The organism is Halobellus ruber, from assembly GCF_014212355.1.
GTDB classification, from domain to species: Archaea; Halobacteriota; Halobacteria; order Halobacteriales; family Haloferacaceae; genus Haloquadratum; species Haloquadratum rubrum.
Genome location: NZ_JACKXD010000001.1, coordinates 21,390 through 41,258, shown reverse-complemented (window position 1 = coordinate 41,258; position 19,869 = coordinate 21,390). Strand labels below are relative to the sequence as shown.

The 19,869-nt window shown below is 61.5% G+C and carries 17 protein-coding genes and 2 pseudogenes; 13 read left to right on the top strand and 6 right to left on the bottom strand.

Annotated elements, in window-relative coordinates; translation table 11 throughout:
* Nucleotides 1-28: 28 nt before the first annotated feature.
* The 9 genes and pseudogenes from H5V44_RS00175 to H5V44_RS00135 all read left to right on the top strand — a co-directional run.
* Nucleotides 29-745, top strand: a pseudogene (locus H5V44_RS00175) (alpha-ketoacid dehydrogenase subunit beta); the annotation flags it as partial.
* A gap of 2 nt (nucleotides 746-747) precedes the next feature.
* On the top strand, nucleotides 748-1,011 hold the full coding sequence (locus H5V44_RS00170; protein WP_185191126.1) for a lipoyl domain-containing protein: 264 nt from the start codon (nucleotides 748-750) through the stop codon (nucleotides 1,009-1,011).
* Complete coding sequence (locus H5V44_RS00165; RefSeq protein WP_185191125.1) at nucleotides 1,004-1,714, top strand: 2-oxo acid dehydrogenase subunit E2; 711 nt, start codon at nucleotides 1,004-1,006, stop codon at nucleotides 1,712-1,714. The genes H5V44_RS00170 and H5V44_RS00165 overlap by 8 nt, the downstream gene beginning before the upstream one ends.
* A gap of 66 nt (nucleotides 1,715-1,780) precedes the next feature.
* Nucleotides 1,781-2,041, top strand: a complete 261-nt coding sequence (locus H5V44_RS00160; RefSeq protein ID WP_185191124.1) for an AbrB/MazE/SpoVT family DNA-binding domain-containing protein — start codon at nucleotides 1,781-1,783, stop codon at nucleotides 2,039-2,041.
* A 1-nt stretch (nucleotide 2,042) separates the two neighbouring features.
* Nucleotides 2,043-2,450 carry a hypothetical protein gene (locus H5V44_RS00155; protein ID WP_185191123.1) on the top strand — a complete coding sequence of 136 codons (408 nt, stop codon included), beginning with the start codon at nucleotides 2,043-2,045 and terminating at the stop codon, nucleotides 2,448-2,450.
* Between the two features lie 75 nt (nucleotides 2,451-2,525).
* On the top strand, nucleotides 2,526-3,668 hold the full coding sequence (gene sucC, locus H5V44_RS00150; protein ID WP_185191122.1) for an ADP-forming succinate--CoA ligase subunit beta: 1,143 nt from the start codon (nucleotides 2,526-2,528) through the stop codon (nucleotides 3,666-3,668).
* A 127-nt stretch (nucleotides 3,669-3,795) separates the two neighbouring features.
* Nucleotides 3,796-4,665 carry a succinate--CoA ligase subunit alpha gene (gene sucD, locus H5V44_RS00145; RefSeq protein ID WP_185191121.1) on the top strand — a complete coding sequence of 290 codons (870 nt, stop codon included), beginning with the start codon at nucleotides 3,796-3,798 and terminating at the stop codon, nucleotides 4,663-4,665.
* A gap of 155 nt (nucleotides 4,666-4,820) precedes the next feature.
* The gene (locus H5V44_RS00140) at nucleotides 4,821-6,725 is read left to right on the top strand and encodes a methyl-accepting chemotaxis protein (protein ID WP_185191120.1); all 1,905 of its coding nucleotides are present in this window, start codon (nucleotides 4,821-4,823) and stop codon (nucleotides 6,723-6,725) included.
* Nucleotides 6,726-6,786: 61 nt separating this feature from the next.
* Nucleotides 6,787-7,866, top strand: coding sequence for a DUF7350 domain-containing protein (locus H5V44_RS00135; protein WP_185191119.1), 1,080 nt, complete (start codon nucleotides 6,787-6,789; stop codon nucleotides 7,864-7,866).
* 62 nt (nucleotides 7,867-7,928) lie between these two features.
* On the opposite strand, the gene H5V44_RS17725 is transcribed toward H5V44_RS00135, so the two are convergent.
* From H5V44_RS17725 to H5V44_RS00120, 4 genes are all read right to left on the bottom strand, one after another.
* Nucleotides 7,929-8,060 carry a hypothetical protein gene (locus H5V44_RS17725; RefSeq protein WP_281381222.1) on the bottom strand — a complete coding sequence of 44 codons (132 nt, stop codon included), beginning with the start codon at nucleotides 8,058-8,060 and terminating at the stop codon, nucleotides 7,929-7,931.
* Nucleotides 8,061-8,121: 61 nt separating this feature from the next.
* A complete protein-coding gene (locus H5V44_RS00130) occupies nucleotides 8,122-11,310 on the bottom strand; it encodes an oligosaccharyl transferase, archaeosortase A system-associated (protein WP_185191118.1) in 3,189 nt (1,062 codons plus the stop codon).
* Between the two features lie 167 nt (nucleotides 11,311-11,477).
* Nucleotides 11,478-12,815 (bottom strand): arylsulfotransferase family protein, encoded by a 1,338-nt coding sequence (locus H5V44_RS00125; protein ID WP_185191117.1) that lies wholly within the window; start codon nucleotides 12,813-12,815, stop codon nucleotides 11,478-11,480.
* Nucleotides 12,816-13,228: 413 nt separating this feature from the next.
* Nucleotides 13,229-13,411 (bottom strand): hypothetical protein, encoded by a 183-nt coding sequence (locus H5V44_RS00120; RefSeq protein WP_185191116.1) that lies wholly within the window; start codon nucleotides 13,409-13,411, stop codon nucleotides 13,229-13,231.
* A gap of 42 nt (nucleotides 13,412-13,453) precedes the next feature.
* On the opposite strand from H5V44_RS00120, the gene H5V44_RS00115 reads away from it, so the two are divergent.
* The 3 genes from H5V44_RS00115 to H5V44_RS00105 are packed head-to-tail and all read left to right on the top strand — an operon-like array spanning nucleotide 13,454 to nucleotide 16,552.
* A complete protein-coding gene (locus H5V44_RS00115; protein WP_185191115.1) occupies nucleotides 13,454-14,278 on the top strand; it encodes a glycosyltransferase in 825 nt (274 codons plus the stop codon).
* A complete protein-coding gene (locus H5V44_RS00110) occupies nucleotides 14,271-15,623 on the top strand; it encodes a sulfatase (protein WP_185191114.1) in 1,353 nt (450 codons plus the stop codon). Before H5V44_RS00115 ends, H5V44_RS00110 begins: the two co-directional genes overlap by 8 nt.
* The gene (locus tag H5V44_RS00105) at nucleotides 15,620-16,552 is read left to right on the top strand and encodes a hypothetical protein (protein WP_185191113.1); all 933 of its coding nucleotides are present in this window, start codon (nucleotides 15,620-15,622) and stop codon (nucleotides 16,550-16,552) included. Before H5V44_RS00110 ends, H5V44_RS00105 begins: the two co-directional genes overlap by 4 nt.
* A 58-nt stretch (nucleotides 16,553-16,610) precedes the next feature.
* Here the strand turns inward: H5V44_RS00105 and H5V44_RS00100 are convergent, their stop codons facing one another.
* Nucleotides 16,611-18,329: a hypothetical protein gene (locus H5V44_RS00100; protein WP_185191112.1), complete on the bottom strand. Its 1,719-nt coding sequence runs from the start codon at nucleotides 18,327-18,329 to the stop codon at nucleotides 16,611-16,613.
* A gap of 9 nt (nucleotides 18,330-18,338) precedes the next feature.
* Complete coding sequence (locus tag H5V44_RS00095; protein WP_185191111.1) at nucleotides 18,339-18,641, bottom strand: hypothetical protein; 303 nt, start codon at nucleotides 18,639-18,641, stop codon at nucleotides 18,339-18,341.
* Between the two features lie 617 nt (nucleotides 18,642-19,258).
* On the opposite strand from H5V44_RS00095, the pseudogene H5V44_RS00090 reads away from it, so the two are divergent.
* Nucleotides 19,259-19,855: pseudogene (locus H5V44_RS00090) on the top strand (IS6 family transposase).
* The last annotated feature ends 14 nt before the right edge of the window (nucleotides 19,856-19,869 follow it).

The following is a 19,869-nucleotide window of genomic DNA, read 5'->3' as shown; positions in this document are numbered from 1 at the left end:
CTCTCTTGAAAACTTTGACTCCGGGACAGTTCACAACCAGATGGCCAAGAACACGTATATGAGCGGCGGCAACGTGTCGGTGCCGATGGTGCTGACCGCCGCCGTCGGCGGGACGTACAACGACGCCGCCCAGCACTCCCAGACGCTCTACGGCACGTTTGCTCACGTCCCGGGGATGAAGGTCGTCGTCCCCTCGACCGCCTACGAGGCCAAGGGGCTGATGCACAACGCTATCCGCGACGACGACCCCGTGGTGTATCTGTTCCACAAGCGGCTGATGGGGATCGGGTGGCTCCCCGCGCCCGACGGGCCGAAGACGCCCGTCCCCGAGGACGGCTACACCATCCCGTTCGGCAGCGCCGACGTGAAACGTGAGGGCGAAGACGCCACGATCGTCACCCTCGGCCTCCACGTCCACCGGGCGCTGGATGCGGCGGAATCACTCGCCGAGGCGGGGATCAGCGCCGAGGTGGTCGACCTCCGGTCGCTGGTGCCGCTCGACACCGACACCATCGTCGACTCGGTTGAGAAGACGGGCAATCTCGTGGTCGTCGACGAGGACTACCGGTCGTACGGCGTCACCGGCGAGGTCGTCGCGAGCGTCGCCGACGAGGCGCTCGGCGCGCTCGAGGCGGTCGAGCGGGTGGCGATTCCGGACGTGCCGATCCCGTACTCCCGGCCCCTCGAAAACGAGGTCGTCCCCGACGTTTCCGACATCGAAGCGGCGGTAAAACGGACGCAGTGAGGATGTCGGAGGCGCCGGACCGCGTCGCGGTGACGCTCGGGGAGTGGCCCGACGACGTCGACAGCGACGAGGGCGTCGTGGTCAACTGGTTCGTCCGCGAGGGCGGCCGCGTCGACGCCGACGGGAGCCTGTGTGAGGTCCAGATCGAGAAGGTCAGCCTCGACGTGTACGCCCCGGTCGCGGGGACGCTCACCGAGGTCGTCGTCCGGGAGGACGGCGAGTTCGCGGACGGGGATACCCTCGCGTGGATGGTGGCCGATGAGTGACGACGCCGACGGGCCGGCCGAGCGGACCGTCGCGAGGGAGCGGTCGCTGCGCCCGATGCGGCGAACCATCGCCTCGCGGCTGCAGGAGAGCTACCGGGAGGCGGTCCACGTCACCGTGAGCCGCGAGGTCGCCGCGGGGGCGCTGCTCGCGGCCGCTGACGCCGGCGGCGAGTCCGTCGATCCCTCGGTGACGGACGTGCTGCTGTGTGCGCTGTCGGACGCGCTGACCGAGCATCCGTCGTTCAACGCGACGTTCGAGGACGGCACCCACCGGGTGTACGAGGAGCACAACGTCGGCGTCGCGGTCACGATCGACCAGGGGCTCGTGACGCCCGTGCTCGAAGACGTCGGCGCGAAGTCGCTGGCCGGGATCGCGCGGGAGCGACGTCGGTTGACCGAGCGGATGCAGGCCGGCGAGTACTCGATGCGGACGTTCGAGGGCGGGACGTTCACCGTCTCGAACCTCGGCCCGCTCGGCGTCGACTCCTTCACCCCGATCATCAACCCGCCGGAGGTCGCGATCCTCGGGGTGAACCGGATCCACGAGGAGGTCGTCCCGGACGGCGACGGCGGCGTCGCGGTCGAAACCCGGCTCACGCTGGATCTCAGCTTCGACCACCGCGTCGTCGACGGCGCCGACGCGGCCCGCTTTCTGGGGACGCTCGCGAGGTACATCGACGAGGCCGAAACGTACGTGACGTAAGTCGTCCCGACTGACGTGGTCGGCTCTTCGCCCCACGGCCACCCGCAAGACTAACGTATTACCAGTATGAGCAATGCGACGCGCATCACGGAGAAAGGACAGGCCACGATCCCGAAGGAACTCCGTGAGAAGTACGACCTATCACCCGGTGACGAGGTGATCTGGAAGGATACCGACGATGGAATCGTCGTGAAGAAGCGAACCCGAACGGGAGGGCGGGGGATGCTCGTCCCCGAGGAGGCGACCGACGCGGAGCGCGAGGACGTCGCAGCGGAACTCGAAGAGCGGCTCCGAGGTCGTCGCGACCGTAACTACGAGGACGTGTGAGATGGCGGGGTACACCGCCGACGCGGTCGCGGTGCTCTGCTATCTCGTTGATTTCCTCCCGTCGGAGGCCGATCGGATATTCGCCGGAGCTGAGGCGGGGGAGATAGTGCTCCACGTGCCCGGTACGGCGCTGGCCGAGGTTCTGGATTCAGTTTCACGTGACAAGGACGTGCGTGGAGTCACGCTCAGTGGGACTCCGGCGGAGACCCGGCGAGCGCTCGTCGAGGAGGGGCCGGTCACGGTTGCCCCGACTGACGGTGCCGACCTGCGAGAGTACGCGGCGATGGTAGCGGAGTTCAACATCCACGACGCTTTGCTCGTCGCTAGCCACCGGTCGACGGACACGGACGCGATCATCACGACCGACGCCGCCATCCGCGATGCGGGCTACGAAACCGTCTGGGAGTGACGCCGGCGGTGGATCGTCGTTCCGCGGAACCGATACCGGCGGGCTTTATGCGGCCGCCCGCTCCTTTCTCGGACGATGCGCTTACACGAGTATCAGGCGAAGAACGTCTTCGCCGACGCCGGGGTGCCGGTGCCCGACTCCCGACTCGCAACCACCGTCGAGGAAGTCCTCGAGGCGGTCGAAGCGATCGGCTTCCCGGCAGCGATCAAGGCACAGGTACACGTCGGCGGCCGCGGGAAGGCCGGCGGGATCAGGATCGCGACCGACGAAAGCGAGGCCCGCCGGTACGCCGGGGAGATCCTCGGGATGGACCTGAAGGGCTACACCGTCGAGAAAGTCCTCGTCGAGGCCGGCGTCGACTTCGAGAACGAACTCTACGTCGGGATCACGATGGACCGCGGCGAGGGCGAACCCGTCGCGATGGTCTCTACTGAAGGTGGTGTCGACATCGAATCCGTCGCCGAGGAGACACCCGAGAAGATCGCCCGCGAGCATATCGACCCCGCGTTCGGCCTCCACCCCTATCAGGCCCGGAAGGTCGTCTACGGGGCGGGGATCCCCCGCGACATCGCCGGCGACGTGGCGTCGATCCTTGCGACGCTGTACGACCTCTACGAGTCGAAGGACGCCTCCGAGATCGAGATCAACCCCGTGATGGTCACTAAACAGCGGGAGGTCGTCGCCGCCGACGGCGTGATGAACATCGACGAGGACGCGCTGTTCCGCCAGCCCGACCTCGCGGAGATGGAAGACGAGGCCGCCGGCGACGAACTCGAAGCGAAGGCCAACGAGTACGGCTTCGACTACGTCCGACTCGACGGCAATGTCGGCATCATCGGCAACGGTGCGGGCCTCGTGATGGCGACGCTCGACCTCGTGGACCACTACGGCGGGTCGCCCGCGAACTTCCTCGACATCGGCGGCGGCGCGAAGGCCGAGCGGGTCGCCAACGCCCTGGACATGGTGTTCTCCGACGAGAACGTCGACAGCGTGGTGTTCAACATCTTCGGCGGGATCACCCGCGGCGACGAGGTCGCAAAGGGGATCAACGAGGCCTTGGCGCAGTTCGACGAGCTCCCCAAACGGGTGGTGGTCCGGCTGGCCGGCACCAACGCCGCGGAGGGAATGGAGATCCTGAACGCCGACCTCGTCGACGTCGAGGCGACGCTGGACGACGCGGTACGGCGGGCGGTTGCGAACGCGGAGGGCGCACAATGAGTTACCCGGGAACGTCACTCACTCACGACGGTCGTTCGCTCAGTACTCGTGAACTCACGCTCACCACCGGTGGGCGAGCCCACCGAGGTTCGCCTTACGGTGCTCGGCTCACCACGGGGTGGTTCGCGTGAGCATTTTCGTCGACGACGACACGCGCGTAGTGGTACAGGGCATCACCGGTGGCGAGGGCAACTTCCACACCGAGCAGATGATGGCGTACGGCACCAACGTCGTCGCGGGCGCGGTGCCCGGAAAGGGCGGCCAGGAGGTCTCGGGCGTCCCCGTCTACGACACCGTCGGCGGGGCCGTGGAGGCGGAGGACGCCGACGCGTCGGTGGTGTTCGTCCCGCCGGCGTTCGCGGGCGACGCGGTCTTCGAGGCGCTGGATACGGACCTCGATCTGGTCGTCGCGATCACGGAGGGCATCCCGACCCAGGACATGGCGAAGGTCAAAAAGCGGCTCTCGGAGGTCGACACCCGTCTGATCGGCCCGAACTGCCCCGGGATCATCACGCCCGGCGAGGCCAAACTCGGGATCCTCCCCGGCAACATCTTCGAGTCCGGGAACGTCGGCTTGGTCTCCCGGTCCGGCACCCTGACCTACCAGGTGGTCTCGAACCTCACCGGGAAGGGGATCGGCCAGACCACCGCGATCGGGATCGGCGGCGACCCCATCATCGGGACCTCCTTCGTCGACGCGCTGGAGGCGTTCGAGGCCGACACCGACACCCACGCGGTGGTGATGTGCGGCGAGATCGGCGGCGAGGACGAGGAACGGGCCGCACGGTACATCGCGGCGAACATGGACACCCCCGTCGCGGGCTTCATTGCCGGCCGGACCGCCCCGCCGGGCAAGCGGATGGGCCACGCCGGCGCCATCGTGTCGGGGTCGGGCACCGGCACCGCCGAATCGAAGATCGCCGCGCTCAACGACGCGGGCGTCCCCGTCGGCGACACCCCCGGCGAGGTCGCCGACCACGTCGCGGACTTCCTGTAGCGGTCACGTCGCCGGCATCCCGTAAGCCGGCGACCGTCGCGGACTAAGGGATCACGCCGTCGCCGTCGTCGGGGGTTCGGCCACGAGCAATATTATACAAGCTGATACTCGGGAACGAACCCTTTTGTGAGCGTCGGCGAGAGAATCGCTCAGTTATGGCTGCACCGACGATCGGAAGCGGGGAGACGGGGAGGTCGACCGGCGGGATCGGCGGCTCGATCCGGGAGTTCATCGAGTACACGCCGGACGGGAGCACGATCCCGGCGGACACCTGGCGGCGTCGACACCGGAACATCATCCTCTCGGTGCTCGCGCACGTCCCGCTTCTGTTCCTGCTCGGGGTCTATGAAGGCACCGAGTCGATCACGGGCGCGACGATCCCGTCGACGCCGCTGTCGACGATCCTGCTCGGGACCGGGATCGTCGCCGGGTTCGGGCTGCTCGCGGCGATCCCGCAGTTGCCGCGGCGCGCGCGAACCTTCCTCGCGGTGACCGGGCTGTTCGTCTCTTCCGGCGTCCTGGTCCGCTTTTCGGGTGGGTTCATCGAGGCACACTTCCACTTCTTCGTCGCGGTAGCCGTGATCGCCGCCTACGAGGATTGGCTGCCGTTCGCGTTCGGGATCGGGTACGTCGTGATCACCCACGGGGTCTTCGGGATGATGAACCCGGAACTCGTCTACAACCACACCGCCGCGATCGCCAACCCCTGGGTGTGGGGCGTCGTCCACGGGACGTTCGTGACCGCGCTGGCGCTGGCGCTGATGAGCAACTGGTACTCCACCGAGAAGTCCCGCGAGAAATCGAGGGCGCGGCTGAAGGAGGCCGAACAGAAGGCCCGGGAAATCGAGGACCTCGAAGCCAAAAAGGACGAAATCGAGCAGATGAAGGCCGAAGCCGAGGCCAAAAAGGAGGAGATCGAGGGGCTGAACGCCCACCTCGAATCGAAGGCGGCCGACTACAGCGCGGCGATGCGGCGGGCCGCCGAGGGCGACCTGACTGCCCGGGTCGACGCCGACAGCGAAAGCGAGGCGATGGCGGAGATCGGCGAGTCGTTCAACGAGATGATCGCCGAAACCGAGTCGGCGATGGCGGAGATCCAGTCGTTCGCGGCGGCGGTCGACGAGGAGAGCGGCGCCGCCGCCGCGGGGACCGAGGAGGCAAAGCAGGCAAGCGAGCAGGTCAGCCAGGCGATCCAGGAGATCGCGGGCGGCGCGGCCGAACAGCGGGAGATGCTCGACACCGTCGCCGAGGAGATGACCGACCTCTCGGCGACCGTCGAGGAGGTCGCGGTGTCGGCGGAGGCGGTCGCCGAGACCTCCCGGGAGACCGCCGAGATCGCCGACGCCGGGGAGTCGACCGCCCAGCAGGCCATCGAGGACACCCGCGAGGTCCAGGAGGCCATCGACGCCACCGTCGAGAGCGTCGAGAGCTTAGACGAACGGATGGCGGAGATCGACGAGATCGTCCAGCTCATCAGCGACATCGCAGAGCAGACGAACATGCTCGCGTTGAACGCGAACATCGAGGCCGCACGCGCAAGCAGTGCCGGGAACGGCGGCGACGGCTTCGCGGTCGTCGCCGACGAGGTCAAGACCCTCGCCGAGGAGACCCAGGAGTCGGCCACGGAGATCGGCGACCTTATCGAGGAGGTGCAGACCCGGACCGAGGCGACGGTCAAAGAGACCCGCGCGGCCGAGGAGTCGATGCAGCAGAGCGTCGACGCCGTCCAGGATGTCCTCGACGCGTTCACCCAGGTGGTCACGAACGCCGAGGAGACCGACAGCGGGATCCAGGAGATCAGCAGCACGACCGACGACCAGGCCGCGAGCACCGAGGAGGTGGTGTCGGCGGTCGAGGAGGTCACGGACATCAGCGCGAACACCGCCGACGAGACCGAGAGCGCGTCCGCGGCCGCCCAACAGCAGGCGGCGTCGATGTCGCAGGTCAGCGGCAACGTGGAGTCGCTCAGCGACCAGGCCGACCGGCTCCGGGACCTGATCTCGGCGTTCGAGGTGAGCGAGGGCTCAACGGCGGCGCAGTCGTCGACAGCCGCCGACTGACGGGGCAGCCTCCGGCCGGGGGTCGCAACCGTCATCACCGTCGAGCCCCGACTTTTCGCCGATGACTCCGCCGACCACCACGAGGCGTGCGTTCCTCGGGAGCGTCGCGGCCGGCGGCCTTGCCGCGAGTGCGGGGTGTCTCGGCGCGCTCGGATTCAGCCGGCAGTCGGCGTGGCGCGACCCGCCGCTGGTGGAGGACCGCCCCGAGGCGGTGTACGTTCCTGCCGTGACCGAAGGGATGGGAACCTACGGCCGGACGACCGCCGGCCGGTACGGCGTGGCGCTGACGTACTCGTATCCCCACCGCTTCTGGACGCTGTCGGGGGCCGACCTGACGAAGACGGTGGTCGAAGCCGACGACGACGTTCACCTGATGGTGTCGCTGTGGGACACCGACACTGGGAGAGTGCTCCCGCTGAACTCCGGGGTGACGATCGAGATCCGAAACGGGAACGGCCTCGTCACCCAGGAGGTCGCGTACCCGATGCTTTCGCAGACGATGGGGCTGCACTATGGCTCGAACTACGTCCTCGACGGCGAAGGGGAGTACGAGGCACGGGTGCAGGTCGGCGGCGTGTCGCTCCGCCGGACCGGTGCGTACGCTGGGGCGTTCGAGTCGCCCGCGACCGCGAGGATCGACTTCGCGTTCGACACCCAGGAACTCCACGAGGTGTCGCTATCGCGGCCGGAGAACGCGGGCGAGCGCGGCGCGGTCGCGCCGATGGAGATGGAGGGCGTGCCGGTCGGGCGCGCACCGGCCGTGGAGTCGCTTCCGGGGCAGCACCTGGGACGCGGCACCGCCGGCGACGCGGTCTTCGAGGTGTTCGTCCTCGATACCGAAGACGACCGCTTCGGTTCGGATCCGTACCTCTACGTCTCCGCGCGGACGCCCCACAACGGGATCGTGCTCCCGATGATGGGGCTTGCGGCGACGCTCCGGCGCGACGGGGGGAGCGTGTGGGAGTCGGCGCTTTCGAGCGGGTTGGATTCGGAGATCGGGTACCACTACGGCGCGTCGATGCCGGGCGTGCGCGAGGGCGACGAGGTCGTGATCGAAACGACGGTGCCGCCGCAGGTGGCGCGGCACGACGGCTACGAGACGGCGTTTCTGGAGATGGGCGAGGTGTCGATTCAGGCGTGAGAGTGTGATCGGAGAAGCAGGACTCACTCGGGTGGGGAATCAGTCCCGGAGCCGACCTGTGCCTATTCGAGTGTCCAGCGGACCTCAGGATCGACTACCTCAACCGATCCATCGGTGGCGTCTTTGACGCTGAAATCGAGATCGAACTCGGCAGCGTCGTTCGCAAAGTCAGTAAGAGAGTAATCCACTGTCACGGGATTGCGTTGGTTCCGATGGCAGTTGAGTGTTTCCGGAGACTGATCGGAGACCGCTTCGCTACGCCGCCCGCGCTGCGTCGCCCGCGACCACCGGCTCGCGCAATGACTGGGTCTCCCCGCCCGAGCCGTCCGAACTCCCCGAGTCGCCGCCGGAGTCCCCACCGCCGCCGAGCGTCAGTTCCTGCTCGGTGCGTTCGAGTTCGACGCTGATCTCGCCGTCCGCGTCACCGTTGACCTCGCCCTCCGGGACCGAGAGGTTCGCCCGGTAGGCGACGATCGACCCGTTGTCGCCGAGCGTCGCGGGCGTCGAGACCGTGTAGGGGCCGGTCGCGCGCACGCTCACGTTCGTGTACCCGTTGTCGGGGCCGTACTCGTCGTAGCCGGTGGTTGCGTACGGCAGCGTCAGCTCGAAGTCGCCGTTCGCGTCGGTTTCGGCCCGCTGGGTGTAGGTGAACGTGGAGTTGGTGTTCGGGATCCGGAGTTCCGCGCTCGCGGTCACCGTGGCGTTCGGCGGGGCGCCGCTGCCCGACACGGTCGCGCCGGGCACCCGCTCGAAGGTCTTCACCCACGCGGGACTGGAGGGCACCACCGCCCGCGGGTTCGCCCCCGCGATCTGTGCGTTGCGGCCGACCGTCCGGAGGATCTGGCGGTTCGCGGACGTCTCGCTCACCTGGACGAGGCGGTAGTGTTCCAGCGCCTCGACGCGCTCGGCGGGGAAGGAGCCGACGCCGCCGACCTGGGCGGTGCCGTCCTCCGCGACGTACTCGCGGGCGGCGCTCATATTGTCGAACGTGCGGACGAAGCTGCCCTGGCCCCGGGGGTTCGCATCGAGCGTCACAGCCTCGCCGGCGCCCGTCTGGACCTGGCGGGGCGCCCAGTCGACCACGATCGGCGAGGGACTCCGGGCGCTGCCGTGGTAGTAGTACAGCTTCGTCATCGTGCTGTTGTAGAACCGCTGCGTGCGGAGCGTCGTCGTGCCCACGAAGCGGCCCTGGTTCGCGTCGTCGAAGCGGTACAGCGTCCGGAGGAAGTCCTGCCGGGAGACGTTCTCCTCGGCGTCGTAGAACACCGTGGGCGCGCCGAACTTCGAGCCCGGCGTCGCCATCTGCCAGTCGACCATCACGTAGCGGGTCCGGTTGCCCTCGGTGCTCTGGGCGGTGAGGACGGTTTCCGATTGGGTCTCGTTGGGGGCAAGCAGGAAGTTCGCCGCGGCGGTGGCACCCTCCTGGAAGGGGTTCGCGTTGGGGATCCTGTGACCCTGGACGGTGATCCAGTGGCCGTAGTCCCACCACGATTGGACGCCGTAGGTCCCGTCGGGGTACGCGAAGTCCTCAGTCCGCTCGTAGGTGCCGTAATACTCGAACTGATCGGCGTTGCCCGCGCCGCCGAGGTTCCCCTCCTTTGGGGTGTTCTCCTGCATCCAGCTCAGGGACTCGTCCCAGACGGTGACGGAGCCGGGGCCGACGCCCGGCGCATCGGGTTGGGCCGACTCCCACGCGGTCGACGTCTGTGTGTTTCCGACGGCGACCGGTACGGTGAGCACGGGGCCGAGGATGAGGAGGACCGTCGCGACGACTGCGAGCACCTGGTAGCCGTCGATGTCGGTGCCGATGTCCCGGATCGAGCGGTCGAGGTTGATCCACTGGAGGATCTCCCCGAAGAGATACGCGTTGAAGACTGCGACGACGAGAGCGAGGTAATAATTGAAGCGGACCTGCGTGAACGCCATCGAAGTGATGAAGACGGCCCACACGATCAGGAACAGCTTGTCGGCGTCGTAGTCGGCGAGGAACGTCGCGCCGACGATCAGCGCGGAGATGACGAGGAGGCCGACGACCTGCTCGTCGATGCCGATGACGGATTCGATGCCGCCGAGGACGGCCGGAACGAGGAAGATGAGCGCGATGACGGCGAGCGAGCCCGCGATGTAGCCGTAGGCTCGCGTGGTGCCTTTTTCAACGAGGGGGCGGGCGTGGAGCCAGACGGCCGCCGCGAGTCCAGTGAAGAAGGTGAGGCCGTACTCGATCGCGATGCGGCCGGCCGGTTCGACGCCGAAACGTCGGAGGCTGGAGGGGGCGATGAAGGGTTGGGCTTCGCCGATAGTGCGGGTGGCAGCGTTGGCAGAGAAGCCAACGGTACGGAGAAGGTTTCCAGTGATCAGGTCAAGGAGACCGATCGGGAGAACTGCAAGGATAGCGATACCGACGACCCCGAGACCGGCGACTACGCCGGGGTAAAGATTACTGTCAAGATCAGTACCTTCCCAGGCGCGTGCGAGCCACGAGAGGAACACGGCTGCACCAGCGACGCTCAGTGCGACCACCGGTTGGAGCAGAGAAAGGATGGTCGTATTGAACCCCACATCGTCAAGCGTGATCAGCGACATCAACGCTACGGTGAGCATACTCACAGTGACAACGAAGGCGGTCGGTTCCGGTGTCTGTTGATTGACGACGTCGCTGGCAATCTTGACTACAGTGAAGAGTCCGAGAATACCGACGAGGAATACTGCCGGCGGCCACACCCAAATGTAGATACCGGTGAGAAACCCGGCGAGCAGGCTCCACTTTAGCGGTTCTTCGATAGTCAAGAGCTTGCCGGTCTCGAAGAACTCCTCCCGGACGACTTCCCAGACGGGCAATGTCGCACTGGCCTTTTGAAACGCGATCACGAAGCAGGCGATTGAAATGGCCATTCCGAGCGGTTCGACCGCGTTGTGGTCCGCGACGCCGGCAAGGGTGCGACTCAGAAACGAACCTGGGAGAAGCAGAAGGACGACAGCGCCAAAGAGTCCCGCGATTCGGCCGGAAAGCCGCTTTCCGATGAAATAGACCGGAATAACAGCGAGTGCGCCGGCGAGCGCGGGCGCGACGAGGAGCGTCTTTGCGATGAGTTCAGAGGAGGGAGAGCCAAGGCCTACGACGAGTGCGGCTGTTGCGACGATCTGATCGTAGAGCGTCCCGAACTGGCCAACAAAGGTTCCGTAGGGATAGTTCGTCCACGGATCGAACGGCATCGTAGAAGGCCAGTTCTGTACAGTGTATGTTACTTCTCGGTAGTGGTACCAGGCGTCGTTGCCGGAGAAATATACGTCTCCGTCGCGGATGAAGTCATCATATGATTGGAGCCGTATTGCCGCCATTGTGAAAAATATAACTAAAATAGCGGGGATGTGGTACCAATCTTCGATGAGATCCAACACAGATCGGGAGTTCACCTTCTCACGCTGTTCGCTGTCTACACTCATTAGTGTGGAAATCTTGGATGCGGTGAATAAGCCTTGTGAAGACGGATCTATGACCGCAGTCGGTTAGATCTGTTTAGACTAATTAGATATTATTAGATCATCTGTATGTCCTGTTTATCAAATATCAACTTACGACAGCGGTTTGCCCGTGTGATCTTATTGGACCGTCACTTCTGCTTGATTGGTGGCACAATTGTATAGTCTGACCATCGGAACTCAAGCAGCATCCACAGACACAGTAGGGGAATACTGACGGCTGCCGCCGCCATTCCAGTGAATGAGATTGGATACTTTGAGTTCACGAATGAGATCGCGTTTACGATATTATCGGGGAATATCTGGCGGCCGAGAGCTTTGATTCGTCCGAGGAGTGAATCATCAGCGGACGATTCTGTGGCGGAAGACAGTCCCAGCCGAACGGCCGATTCGCCACCGCTACTCTCCTGGCCGGTCCCGATCCGTTCAGCGTCGTACGGTAGAGGTGCGTTCGCTTGCCAAACAATCTCGTTTCGTTCATTGATTTCGATCACGCGTTTGTTATGACTATCAGTGATCAGGGTGTGGCCGTTCGGAAGTCGATCAGCATCACGTGGCCATCCGAGATTGACGCCGTATTCCCAAGTTTGCGTCCACCCTGATTCAGTACGTTGGAATTCTACGATTCTGTCTTGCTCACTGTCGGCTACGAGGACCGCTGGCCCGCCGTTCTCTGGGGTGATGTAATCAGGATTGTGCTGTGCATACAGTGTCCGGTTAGTTGCCGAGGGATCACGGTCCTCTCCCAATGTCCACGAGTCGTCAACTCCCTCTGATTTGTTAATAAAAATGACCTGGTCCTGGTTTCGCATTGAAACCATTATTCGGTCACCCGGTAGTACCTCGACATCGTTGAGATGTGTCCAGTCCTGTGGATTATCGCCACCGGATGAAGGATCGAATGCTTGCCCAGCCTGCCACTGCCAAGTAATGATTCCTGTGGTTGTGTTAGCGATAAAAACCCGATCTCGGGACATATCGGCGACCACGATCTTACCGTCACCAATGTAGTCGGCATCGTGCCACTGTGGCGCTGTTTCGTCAGGGATCGTCTGTTCGTAGAGCAGTTTGGTTTCTCCGGTCGTGAGGTTGTACGTTTCGACAACGTTTCGCACGCACTTCGATCGCCATCCACACTCGTCCCTCGGAATTATATCGACGGCAGCATACAATACGGTCGCCGACCCCAGCGGCTTGACTCTATCCACATCAAAATACGCGTCGTGGGCAGACATCCGAGCGATAATGGTGCCACCTTTTGACGCAACTGAGAGGCTACCTGATTGTGAAGCGATCAGTGTAGCCCCCTCAAGTTCCGACTCGGAGATAGTACCGGGATAGTTCGAATCCTGTGAACTGCTGCTGGCAGAAACGAGTCCAATGTCCAAACCAACATATACCAATGATGGAACTACCATCAGTGCAAGCGAGATTCGGAGGATTGTCTTCTGTACTTCTTTGTCTATCATTGTTTTTGTTGGTGACTCGGCCGGTTCTAAGCGTTCTGATTAGGACTGAGTCCCAGATATGGCGAGCAAACGCAATAACATCGGTCTAACCTTGGTGATTTTGAAAGCTTGGGAACGGTTCGATCCGGCGTATCCGGAACAGTGCTTACAGGTTGCAGCTGAGCGACCGATAATTGGCTGGTCCTGCCTGTGGTAGTGTACGGTGAATTCTCTTCGCTCCCGGTCAGTATCAGTGATGGCTGTTGATAATTTCAACGGCTTAACATTGGATTTTGATGTAATCGGAGGTTTCATCTAATATTTGCTGCGGATGAAGGACGGTTAGATCATAGGATGCGGTAGTAGGGATGTCGTCGTTCAGTTCTCAGGCCATCATATGGGAACACATCCATATACACCAAATCGACGTATTCTTATCGGCCGTTCACGTCCGTGTTGATAATGCGATGACTGGCCGAGGGATCACGGTAAGACCACGTCCAGTCTTTCTCTACTTTGATCCGCATCCAGTCCACGAGAAGATGGCGAATTTCGTCGGTGCCGAGTTCATCAAGTGTCGTACCAAAGGTATCCGAAGCCGTTTGCAAGGTGCTCATTCTCACTCGTTTGAGGGACGGCCGGTTCTTCTGGAGGGAGGAGTGCCACTACTTGAGGGTATTGCGACGAAGTTTCTGAGCGAAACCGGGCCAATCATCGCATTGGGGGCCGACTCAACGTACGATGACCTATTGGATCCTCTTCCCGGGCGGACAACGAAGAGTAGACTCGCACACCGTGTATCGTTACCCTTTGTAGATGGAACACTTGCTGTCAGCGAGCGGATAGCGACGCTGGCCCAGAGATATTCCGGAGGCCCAGTGCGCATTATTCATCCGTTTGTACAGTCTGATAGATACGAACGACTCCGCGGACTTGATACAACCCCAGAAGGGAACCGGATCCTCTGTGTCGGAAAGTACCGCTCGAAGAACGGACAGGATATACTTCTGGATGCAATTTCGAGGGTTGATGCGGATGTGCGTGTTGATTTCGCTGGTCCTGATACTGAACAGATCACCGAGCAGGGGAACATTCATTCACACGGGTTCGTCTCCGAAGAGAAACTATACGAACTGTTTCGATCGGCGGCGCTCATCGTGTTCCCTGCACCGGTGGGGGCATTTCCGGTCATCACGCTCGAAGGGCTTTGCGCCGGTCTTCCCGTCGTCGTGACATCGCGAATCGGAACAGCGACACTTATCAGGGGAATCGACGGCCGCCTCATCGCAGATCCAACGGCTGAAGATCTTGCCCGCGCGATCCGCTGGTATTTTAAATTGTCTCCGGAAATCAGAGAAGAGTTGGCACAGCGAGCAGATCAACTTGGGGTCGGATTCAGAGAATCGGAAGGGTTAGAGACGTTCGGATTCGAGTTCGCACGCCTGCTCCGTGATGTCGGATTCGAGGGTACAATCAATGACTGACGATCAAAACATCATCCTGGTTTCGTGGGATAGCGTCCGTGCGGATCACCTGCACATATACGGGTACGAGCGTAATACGGCACCACGCCTGAGTGAGATCGCCGCGGATGGGCTTCTGTTCGAGGATGTGCAGGTACCGGCGGTCGGCACACCTGCGAGTTTTACCGGAATGTTCACGGGTGAACACGGATCAGGGAGTATGGAGGAGCCCAATCCGAAACATTGGCAGAAAGCGAACGAGGATAGGGTTATGCTGCCGGAGCTGCTCTCCGAAGAAGGGTACTACACCGGCGGCTTTCATTATAACGCCTTGATGAGCGGTCATTTCGGGTGGAATCGTGGGTGGGACGAGTACGAGGATCACCTCTGGGTAGAGGACAACGATACCGAATCCGGCTGGCGGAGCAAACTGTACGACACCCTCGACGAACTGGGTGTAGCTAACTTCGTTGTCGATCTCAAACGTACCGTTCAGGGAGAGTTGCCCGCTAGGTGGGAAGCAATGTGGGACGATATCCGGGAGTTCATTGACACTGCTCCGGAACCGTTCTTTTTGTGGATTCTTCTTATCGATACGCACCATCCGTGGTACGCACCGCCGGAGTACCACGAGTGGAATCAGCCTGGCGTTCGGACTACGTACGCGCTCAACTACGCAATGCGTCGGTATCGGAACCTCGTCGGGGAACGCCGTCCGTCGATTGTTAACGCGTACGACAATACGATTCGATACGCCGACGAATTCGTTCGCCAACTCGAAACTGAGCTTGAGGAGTCGGGGTACGATGAGGCCCCGCTGATTATACACAGCGACCACGGCGACGAACTCGGCGAACACGGTAATTACGGGCATCGACCGTTGATGTACGATACAGTTACGCGCGTCCCACTCGTGATGAAAAACGTGGGTGAGACAGGCCGAATATTAGGCCCAACGACGCTACTAGACTTGGGCAGCACGATTCTCGACCTTGCGGGTAGCGACCGCCGGATAGCCAATCGTCCGTCATTGTTGGGGGAGGAGCGTATGGATCGAGATTATGTTACTGTTCAGAATATTCTCGATTCGGACCGTCGGACCGCGGCCGCCGTCGGTGAGGAATGGAAGGTCCTGTATCATCCCGAAGGAGACTGGGGAGCGAAGTCGTTCCCTGAGGGGAGTTGGGAGGCGTACTATCGGCCGGACGATCCACTTGAACGGGAGAATCGGTGGGGTGAGCATCCGGAATTTCTCGAAGAGGCACTTCGGGGACAGTTGTCCGGCGAGGTCGCAGCCGTCGACGGCGACGACGAGATGACACAGGAGACGCGGGAACGGCTGCGTGAACTGGGATATATTGAATGAGCTTTATTGACTGGGTGCAGGAGACGAGAGATCGGGCCCGCCAGAATGGTGTCGTCAGCGCAGCCAAGGCTGGCGCATATGAATTCTACGTTGGGGGACTTCGACGAATTAACACTGTCTACTCAAAAGGAGAGAACATCTACGACCGCGACTGGGACCTACTGATCCTGCTTGACGCGTGTCGGGTTGACCTCATTTCTGAGGTCGATAACGACTACGAGTTCCTTGATGCGCCTGGCGAACTGACGTCGGTTGGAAGCTCATCGCTGGAGTGGCTCCAGCGAACGTTTTGCGACGAATACGTCGACGAAATGCAGAAGACAGCGTACGTCACCGGGAATCCATTCAGCTATCGCGTCCTCGATGAGGATGACTTTCTGGTTTTCGACGAGGTCTGGACGTACGCCTGGGATGATGAGGCAGGGACAATCCCTGCTCGTCCCCTGACAGACCGAACAATCGCAGCCGCTCGCGAGCACAGTCCAGACCGTCTCATCGTCCATTATATGCAACCACATCTTCCATCGGTTCCTGATCCGCTGAGCGATGGAATGAACGCTGAAACACTGGGGCAAGGGAAAGGGTGGGAATCGCCGTGGAAACTGCTGCGGAGGGGCGAACTCACGTATGAACGTGTGTGGGACGCCTATCGGGCCAACCTCAATTACGTTCTCAGCGATGTGGAGCTTCTATTAAGAAACGTTGACGCAGAACGGGCAGTAATTAGTGCCGACCACGGGAACGCCGCCGGCGAATTTGGGGTTTACGGACATCCGCGTGTCCCGCTGTCGGTCGTTAGGCAGGTGCCGTGGTATGAGACGACGGCGATTGACGAAGGAGGGTACGAGCCTGACTTTGACCCTGAGACCAATGTCAGCGACACAATTGACGATGTAGAGGATCGACTGTCCGCGCTGGGCTACCGGTGACGAGGGGAGTCAAGTCTACAGCTCACTTCATCCAACCAGGGCTTAGCTCCGGATATAATTATGTCTTCTCGTGGGATCCGTCAGCACATATGATACCAGCAATCTCGTCGGCTGCGTTATCGTGGAGGTAATACTCGTCAACGAACTCCCGCTCAATGTCGGCTAACTCCGCAACCGTCTCGCGGTCCAGGCCGGCGAAGAATTCGGTGACATCATCCCGAGACCGCAGGACGGGAACGGGCCCAGTCGTCGCGTATGGACGAGCGCGTATGAGTGGTGACCACTGAGTGACGCAGACCACCGGCGTCCCTAACACCATTGCCTCTAAGCCGACATTTGAATTGATTGTGACAGCCAAATCAGCCCCGGCGAGCAACTCGTGGAGGTGTGCCTCGGCGACTTGGACAGGATACGGCCGGTCCTGTATCACAGCATCGTAGAATCTTGGGGATTCGTTTGGGTGGATCTTCACAACGACATCAATCGACACGGGTGCCGCTTCGAGACCGTCAAGGACGTCAGTGATGAACTCCTCGCGGTGAGCGTCCGGGAACCGCTGGGTGGCCACTACGACGCGCAGCGCGTCCTCTGCTGAGTCGTCTCGTGGCGCGATGTCTCGATCGGCCACACCGAGCAGCTGCGGGCGGCCCGCTGGAACCAAATTGTCCACACCGGAAGTCTGCGCCGAGCTATCAAGATGATCGACCACGTGTTCGCCGGTCACGAAGTGAACCGTCTCCGTCGGCGGTAGGAGTTCGTACCCTGTCGTGGCGGAGTGGGGAACGTGATACGTGTTCACCCCCACGTCAATGGCGGGGTACAGGATGCTCTGTTGGCGGGAACCAAGCGAACCAACGACCAAGTTCTTGGGCGTTAGCGTTGTGAGCATCTGTTCGGCGACCACCGCATTCGCCAGCGATGGGACGTGGACGGCGAAAAGATTTCCCAGCAGGTACCAGCACGTTCGTGGCATCGTCACGCCGAACGACTCGGCGAGGAACGTCCGAATCCGGGCGTCAAAGCGGCGCGTAACGAGCACCTCGAAGGTGAGCGCAAAGCCACGCCGGAGACTCTCGAAGACCGTCGTAGGGGTGGCGAAGTAATCTAGCGGGGTTGGATCGTAGGAGTGTAACGCCGCGTACCGGTCGGTCCGCGAGCGCAACCACGATACTGTCGCGATGGGAACCACGACTTCGTGAGGTTCGTCGAACGCATCGAGGACCGGTCGGATGCTATCGAACCGGTTTATATGAGGGACGAACACGGTCTCCGTTGGCGTCGGGCCATCTAACAACGGCTTCAATATCAGCGCGACCACCTGGCCGACGACGAGCCGCAGATAGCCCCACATCCCAATCAAGAAGCCGACGACGAGCCGGTGGAAGCCGAAGCGCTCGACACCGCTTACTGCGAGTCCGTGGTCGGCGGCGATGTCGGCGACGACAGCCTGGTAGTCAGGACTGAGATCCTCACAGGCGATGGCCTCGTAGTCGTGTTCGTCGAGGTACTCGTCGAGGAGCCGATAGAGGACGATGAGATGTGTAATCGCCATCGGCGGGTGTTCGTTCTGGGCAAAGAGGAACGCGAAGTGGATGCGTATCGCGCCGTACAACGGGAGGTCAGTGTCGGTCTCGACGTCGGCCTCCGACACTTCGCGGAAGATTGTCTCGAATTTCTGGGCAGGAACCGACCGCAGACGGGGTTCGACGGTGAAGGTGTTTGCGTCGTCGCGGTCGTCGTCGCGTTCGATGACACGCAGCGTTCGTGAGTCTGTCATCGGGAGCGGTCAGGCTACCGTCCTCTCCTCAAGCGTTTCGTCGCCGAGTCCCCACGACTCATTGTTTTCGGGGTTGAACGCTAATGTATTGAGGATCTTCTCCGCCTCCGCGACGAGGCCTTCCTTCTCTATAGCCAGTCGGGGGTCGCGAGCAGATCTGTCGTGCTCCTGGTAATAAGTGTTTAATGATTCCTTCAGGGCGGCCTCTGTTAGCCTGAGTTTCACTGCGGAGACGCAGCCGAACAAATCTGTATGAAGATTCGTGTGTCTCTCGGGATAGCCGTGCATCTCCGCCCAGTTCTCGGCAGTCATAAGGAGGGAATCTCCTGACGAAGTAAAAAAATATCGTCGATGCCGTCGGGTTCTGTAAACACAACTCTGTCTTCGCCTGATCCGTCCTCAGGACTACACCATCCTCGGACGTCTCGGAAAAAACGTTTCCGTAGATTTCACTGAGGAAGTCGGCGACACGGCCGGGGTTCGTGACGAAGAATCGCGCCTTCGATGGGTTCTTCCCCACGATATCGGCCAAGCGTTTCAGCTCCTCTCGGAACATTGTCGTCTGGTTGGTGGCCACATACCCAATATCTACGGCCGAATAATTAAACATGTGCGACTCGGCGAACGGTTCCCGCTCGTCAACAGACGCCTCAAGCGGAACTAACCGGTTGACATTGTATCGGTAGATGCGGTAGAAGCAATTGATGTCAAGGTTGCTGTCCGCAAAGAATTTGACCAGGTCTTCGGAATATACCAAGTCGGGATTCGTCGAGAGGATGAATTCGTCGTTGGCCCGCCGGATACCGTTGTTTTTGGCGATATACTCGAAAGTCGGGAGGTCGTGTTTGGTTAAGTACGAAGAGTGAGGCAGCGTGATTTCTTGATGCTCTATGCCAGAAATCAGCCGCCTCAGCGGATGTACAGACTAGATTGATTTGGATTTTGTGGAACGAGAGCGGACACCCGAGCGTGCGATGAAGCTATGTATTCAACTCAGTTAGCGGGGCTGTCGCTGTCGAATACCGTCTCCGTGCTCGAAGAGTTGGGTGTCGAGCGATCTCGCAAAGCGATCCACGATTGGGGTACAAAAAGCCGAGTTACAGCCCACAGACGGCCGAAATCCGAATCACGTTCCGGTTGACGAAACTGTGATTCGAATCAACGATCAGCAATTCTGGCTGTACGCTGCCGCCGATCCCGACACAAACAAATTGCTCCACTTGCGGCTGTTTACGACGACAACGACCGCACTAACTGAGATATTCTTGCGCGAACTTCGCCAGAAACACGATGTCGAATCCGCTGTGTTTCTGGTCGATAGCGCTCAAAACCTCCAAACTGCGCTGACCAGAGCTGGGCTCCGATTTCAAATTGAACGGAGTGGAAATTGGAACGCCATCGAGCGGATCTTTCGAGAGCTCAAACGTAGAACCTCCTCATTCTCCAACTGTTTCAGCCACGTACGGCCTGAAACTGCTGAAAATTGGCTCCAAGCATTTGCTGGCTGGCTCAATGCTCCAGACTAAACACTACCGGACCG

What these genes read in the sequence shown, in the direction of transcription:
- H5V44_RS00170 (WP_185191126.1), top strand. Translation starts at nt 748, where the DNA reads ATGTCGGAGGCGCCGGACCGCGTCGCGGTGACGCTCGGGGAGTGGCCC.
- H5V44_RS00165 (WP_185191125.1), top strand. Translation starts at nt 1,004, where the DNA reads ATGAGTGACGACGCCGACGGGCCGGCCGAGCGGACCGTCGCGAGGGAG.
- H5V44_RS00160 (WP_185191124.1), top strand. Translation starts at nt 1,781, where the DNA reads ATGAGCAATGCGACGCGCATCACGGAGAAAGGACAGGCCACGATCCCG.
- H5V44_RS00155 (WP_185191123.1), top strand. Translation starts at nt 2,043, where the DNA reads ATGGCGGGGTACACCGCCGACGCGGTCGCGGTGCTCTGCTATCTCGTT.
- sucC (WP_185191122.1), top strand. Translation starts at nt 2,526, where the DNA reads ATGCGCTTACACGAGTATCAGGCGAAGAACGTCTTCGCCGACGCCGGG.
- H5V44_RS00140 (WP_185191120.1), top strand. Translation starts at nt 4,821, where the DNA reads ATGGCTGCACCGACGATCGGAAGCGGGGAGACGGGGAGGTCGACCGGC.
- H5V44_RS00135 (WP_185191119.1), top strand. Translation starts at nt 6,787, where the DNA reads ATGACTCCGCCGACCACCACGAGGCGTGCGTTCCTCGGGAGCGTCGCG.
- H5V44_RS00130 (WP_185191118.1), bottom strand. Translation starts at nt 11,310, where the DNA reads ATGAGTGTAGACAGCGAACAGCGTGAGAAGGTGAACTCCCGATCTGTG.
- H5V44_RS00125 (WP_185191117.1), bottom strand. Translation starts at nt 12,815, where the DNA reads ATGATAGACAAAGAAGTACAGAAGACAATCCTCCGAATCTCGCTTGCA.
- H5V44_RS00120 (WP_185191116.1), bottom strand. Translation starts at nt 13,411, where the DNA reads ATGAGCACCTTGCAAACGGCTTCGGATACCTTTGGTACGACACTTGAT.
- H5V44_RS00110 (WP_185191114.1), top strand. Translation starts at nt 14,271, where the DNA reads ATGACTGACGATCAAAACATCATCCTGGTTTCGTGGGATAGCGTCCGT.
- H5V44_RS00105 (WP_185191113.1), top strand. Translation starts at nt 15,620, where the DNA reads ATGAGCTTTATTGACTGGGTGCAGGAGACGAGAGATCGGGCCCGCCAG.
- H5V44_RS00100 (WP_185191112.1), bottom strand. Translation starts at nt 18,329, where the DNA reads ATGACAGACTCACGAACGCTGCGTGTCATCGAACGCGACGACGACCGC.
- H5V44_RS00095 (WP_185191111.1), bottom strand. Translation starts at nt 18,641, where the DNA reads ATGACTGCCGAGAACTGGGCGGAGATGCACGGCTATCCCGAGAGACAC.